We start from the raw sequence: 3,424 nt of genomic DNA on the forward strand, positions 1-3,424 counted from the left end.
GATCGCATCCGTACCCGCCACCACCAGGTCCCACAACTCCCCCGGCGACCGCACCCCACCCGGATAACGGCACCCCATACCCACCACCGCGATGGGCTCCTTCGCGCGGTCCTCCAGTTCGCTCACGCGGCGCCGTGCCTGCCGCAGATCGGCCGTGGCCCGCTTCAGGTAGTCGCGCAGCTTGTCCTCGTTGCTGGCCATGGACCTCACCCCTCCCGTGAGACGTGGAAGTCGTCCGACCGGCCGGCCGGCGGCATCCCGAGCTCGTTGTCGAGTGCGTCGAAGAGTTCTTCGTCGGTCGCGGCGGCGAGATCCTGGACGTCGTCGTCCGGGTCCGCCGGGTCGTCGCCGATGGTCCAGCGGCGCACCAGTTCCTGCAGTCGGGCCGTCACCGCACCGCGCAGGCCGTCGTCCCCGGGGTCCCGCACCGCGAGTGCGGCCTCCAGCCGGTCCAGCTCGGCCAGTACGGCGAGGTCCGGCCCCGCGGGCTCGGCGGCCAGCTCCGTCTGGAGGAACGTGGCGACGGCGGCGGGCGTCGGGTGGTCGAAGACGAGGGTGGTGGGCAGCCGCAGCCCCGACTCGGCGTTGAGCCGGTTGCGCAGCTCGACCGCGGTCAGCGAGTCGAAGCCCATGTCGAGCAGGCCGCGTTCGGCGCTGATGCTCGCCGGGTCGGCGTCGGCGTGGCCGAGCACCGTCGCGATGTGGCCGCGCACCACCGTGAGCAGCAGCCGGTGCCTTTCCGGCTCCGGAGTCCGCGCGAGCCGCTGCGCGAGGGTGGGGCCGCCGCCGGTCGCCCCGCCCGTCCGTCCGGCCGGGGCCGGGACGAGGTTGCCGAGCAGCGGGTGCCGCCGCCCGGCCGCGGCCTCGGCACGCAGCGCCGCCGTGTTCAGCCGGGTGGCCACGACGACGGCGGGACCGCCCGCCACGGCCGCGTCGAACATCGCCAGTCCCTCCTCGTCCGAGATCGGGACCAGGCCCGTGCGGTCCAGCCGTGCCTGGTCCGCCCGGTCCAGGTCGCCGGTGAGACCGCTGCTGCGCTCCCACAGGCCCCAGGCGATCGAGGTGGCCGGCAGCCCCTCGGCCCTGCGCCGCTCGGCGAGGGCGTCGAGGAACGCGTTGGCCGCCGCGTAGTTGGCCTGCCCGGCGTTGCCGAGCACGCCGGCGACCGACGAGAAGAGCACGAAGCCCGCAAGGGGCAGGCCCGCCGTGGACTCGTGGAGGTGCCAGGCCGCGTCGGCCTTGGCGCGCAGCACGGTGTCGAACCGCTCCGGCGTCAGCGAACCGACGAGACCGTCGTCGATCACCGCGGCCGTGTGGACGACGGCGGTCAGCGGGTGGTCGGCCGGCACCGACGCCAGCAGCCCGGCGAGCTGGTCCGGTTCCCCGATGTCGCAGGAACTCACGGTCACCAGGGCCCCGAGCTCGCGCAGTTCGGCTTCCAGGGCCGGGACGCCGGGCGCGGTGCGGCCCCGGCGGCTGACGAGCAGCAGGCGCGGTGCCTCGCGGGTGGCAGCCAGATGGCGCGCCACGAGCGCGCCGAGCGCGCCGGTGCCGCCGGTGATCAGGATCGTGCCGTCGGGATCCCACGGCGCGCACGCGTCCTCGTCACCGCCCTGCTTCGGCCTGGCGAGCCTCGGCGCGAGACCGCGGCCCCGGCGTACCGCGAGCTGCGGCTCACCGCCCGCCAACAGGCCGGGCACGGCGGCGGCGGACTCCGCGTCCTCGTCGACGTCGACGAGGACGAACCTGCCGGGAGCCTCCAGTTGCGCGGCGCGCAGCATGCCCCACACGGCCGAGCCCTCGAGCCCCTCGACGCGGTCCCCCTCGGCTGCGGCGACGGCGCCGTGGGTCACGACGGCGAGCCGCGCGTCGGCGAACCGTTCGTCGGCCAGCCACTCCCGGGCCGGCCCGAGCACCTGCGAGATGGCCTCGCGCACGTCCCGGGGCACATCTCCGGAGCCGCGCGCCGCGTCGACCACCACCCACTGCGGCACCGGCGTGCCCGCGGCGACCGCCTCCCGCAGCGCGTCCAACCCCGCGTACGCGGTGCCCCCGGAGACCGGCGAGCCGCCGAGCACCGCCCAGCCGCCGGTCCCGTCCGGCGCCGCCGGCACCGGCACCCATGTCACCTCGGTGAGCGCCCGGTCCACGCCGCCGCCCAGCCGCGCCGGGTCCACCGGCCTGGTCACGAGGGCGCCCACGGCCACGACCGGCCGCCCCGCCTCGTCCGAGACGGTCACCTCGACGGTGTCCGGCCCGGACCGCGCGATCCGCACCCGCAGAGGCGCACCGCCCGCGCCGTACGGCGAGACGTCACGCCAGGCGTACGGGAGCGCGACCTCACGCGTGCCGTCGCGCTCCGCGGCCTGCGTCACGTCCAGGACGAGCGGGTGCAGAGCCGCGTCGAGCAGCGCCGGGTGGACGGTGCGCCACGCGGTGTCCGCGGCCTGCGACGCGGGCGGGCCGATCTCGGCGAACAGGTCCTCGCCGGCCCGCCACATCGCGTGCAGGCCCTGGAAGGCGGGACCGTAGTGGTAGCCGTGGTCGGCGAAGCGCCCGTACACGTCGTCGAGGTCCACCGCCTCCGCGCCGGCGGGCGGCCAGGCGGCGTCGGACGCCGGGGCAGGCGCCGGGGCCTGCGCACCGAGCGAACCGGTGGCGCGCAGCGTCCACGGGTCGTCGCCGCCCGCGGTCCCGGGGTCGCCCGTGTCCGTGCGGGCGTAGATGTCGATGCCGCGCCGCCCGCTGTCGTCCGGCGCCGCGACCACCACCTGGATGTCCACGCCACCTGCCTCCGGTACGACGACCGGTGCCTGGAGCGTCAGTTCCGCCACGTACGGGCAGTCCGCGCGCTCACCGGCCAGCAGGGCGAGTTCGAGCAGTGCGGTGGCGGGGAGGAGGGTGGTGTCGCCGACCGCGTGGTCGGCGAGCCAGGGGTGGGTGGTGCGGGAGAGGCGCCCGGTGAGCCGAGCCACAGCCGCTTGCGCTCGAAGGGGTACGTCGGCAGGTCCGGCAGCCGCCCGCCCGCGGGCCCCTGCACGGGCCACGCGACGGGCGCGCCCCGCACGTACGCCTGCGCCAGCGCGGCGACGAGGCTCGCGGTCTCGGACCGGCCGGGACGCACCACGGGCACGGCCACGCGGTCCTCCGGCTGCTCCGCTTGCTGGAGGGTGGCGGTGGTGAGGGCGGTGAGGGTGGTGTCGGGCCCGATCTCCAGATAGGTGGTGACGTTGTGGGACGCGAGGGTGGTCACACCCTGGTGGAAGCGGACAGCCTGACGGATGTGCGCGGTCCAGTACCCCGGATCGGTCAGCTGCTCCACGCCCGCCAGCTCACCGGTCACGTTCGAGACCACCGGAATCACCGGCGCGTGATACGTCAACGCCCCCGCCACCGCCCGGAACTCCTCCAGCACCGGATCCAT

The 3,424-nt window shown here is 76.0% G+C and carries 2 protein-coding genes; both read right to left on the reverse strand.

Annotation, left to right across the window (positions count from 1 at the left end; genetic code table 11):
• Positions 1-201, reverse strand: a 201-nt coding sequence (locus tag IH54_RS40955; protein WP_159012380.1) for a polyketide synthase docking domain-containing protein, incomplete at its 3' end; no start/stop codon positions are given.
• Positions 202-206: 5 nt separating this feature from the next.
• On the reverse strand, positions 207-2,975 hold the full coding sequence (locus IH54_RS40960; protein WP_052398357.1) for a type I polyketide synthase: 2,769 nt from the start codon (positions 2,973-2,975) through the stop codon (positions 207-209).
• Between the last annotated feature and the right edge of the window lie 449 nt (positions 2,976-3,424).

It is taken from the genome of Streptomyces sp. NRRL F-5123, assembly GCF_000721495.1.
Taxonomy (GTDB): Bacteria; Actinomycetota; Actinomycetes; order Streptomycetales; family Streptomycetaceae; genus Actinacidiphila.